Origin of the sequence: Mesorhizobium sp. M7A.F.Ca.MR.148.00.0.0, assembly GCF_003997735.1 — a bacterium.
In the GTDB taxonomy this organism is placed as follows: Bacteria; Pseudomonadota; Alphaproteobacteria; order Rhizobiales; family Rhizobiaceae; genus Mesorhizobium.
In genome coordinates this window covers 1-495 of record NZ_RZTB01000391.1, presented here as the reverse complement: position 1 = coordinate 495, position 495 = coordinate 1, and the positions used below count along the sequence as shown (strand labels likewise).

The following is a 495-nucleotide window of genomic DNA, read 5'->3' as shown; positions in this document are numbered from 1 at the left end:
ACAGGCTCTCGGCAAAAGTCGCGAACACCAGGAGGTTGAACACCGCCAGGCCATCTCGATCATTCCCACGCCTGAGCGTGACACTGGTGTGGTCAATCGACGTAGCCGCCGCCGCGCCAACCGGAAACGCATCGGGATGCAAATCGATCGACGACAGTTTCGCCAGCATCGCCCGCGCCTTGTCACCCGAGATGCTGATCAGCACGCGCGCATGCGACTGGTCGGACAGCGAGGCGGAAGATGCAAACGCCTGAGCGAGTGCTTCAGTCGAATGCTTGCCGCCCTTCGACAGCACGAAAAACTGATCCGGTCCCGACCAGATCAGCGTTGCGTCCGCCGCGCCGACTGCCGTCGGCGTTTCCGGAGCAGCAACGCCAAAGCGAACCTTCGCTGCCGTGGCCATGTCAGCCGCCTTACCGCGCCGCGCCATCACCTGGACGAGATCAAAATTGCGGATCTCGGTCAGCGAGACGCCGGCCTCGATACCGCGTGCAC

At 63.0% G+C, this 495-nt stretch carries 1 protein-coding gene; it reads right to left on the bottom strand.

Going from position 1 to position 495, the window contains the following annotated elements; genetic code table 11:
* Positions 1–495 (bottom strand): sarcosine oxidase subunit gamma family protein (locus tag EOB49_RS34660; RefSeq protein ID WP_127383552.1); only part of this gene is annotated, 495 nt, incomplete at both ends.